We start from the raw sequence: 737 nt of genomic DNA, 5'->3' as shown, positions 1-737 counted from the left end.
CTCACTGGTTAGATTTTTAGGTAAATTAACCGTTTGTGATTCTTTGCCTATTACATCATCGATTGCTTTTTTTAATTGATACCAAGTGGTATTAAATCCCTTTACTAAAAAGACACTATCATTTTCATTATTGCACTCATATGACCCTAACCAGGCCATAGCACGGCCAATATCTCTTGCATCAATAAGAGATACTTCGGGATTCCCTTTTTCTATAAGTGGATATAGATTATTAGAATGAGATTCTAATAATCTTGTGAAAAATGAAGATCTATCCCTAGTTCCAATAGAAATAGCTGGACGTAATATGCAAGTTTTAATTCCGGTTTGTTGACCAATTTCCCGAACTACTTTTTCCCAGTGAATACCTAGTTTTTGAATCTGATATTGAGGATTTGGGACATAGAATTCATCAATATTATCCTCTTTTTGAAAATCGTATATTAAAATTGTGCTTAAATGAATAAACTTAGAAATTTTAGTGTTGGAGGAATAAATAATAAGCTCTTTGGTAAAGTCTATTTCCTCTTCAATATCTTCTAAAAAGCTATTATGTAATTTATCCTCTATGGATAAATTGTAAACAACATCATGTCCTTTGATAATTTGTTGAATTGAACTAATATCCGTTTTATCGAACTGAACAATATTGACTGCCATATCTCTTAAAAAACTTATATTATCGATATCTTGTGTAGCTATAGTTACCATATATCCGGCTGAAATTAGTTGTTCAA

Annotated in this window: 1 protein-coding gene; it reads right to left on the bottom strand. The window is 30.7% G+C overall.

Annotated features, from left to right (window positions below):
- Nucleotides 1–737: NAD(P)-dependent oxidoreductase (locus KVT37_RS31705; protein WP_217578948.1), on the bottom strand; the 737-nt coding region annotated here is incomplete at both ends.

Source organism: Mesorhizobium sp. GbtcB19 (genome assembly GCF_019091085.1).
Lineage (GTDB): Bacteria > Pseudomonadota > Alphaproteobacteria > Rhizobiales > Rhizobiaceae > Mesorhizobium.
This window is presented reverse-complemented; position numbering and strand designations above follow the sequence as displayed.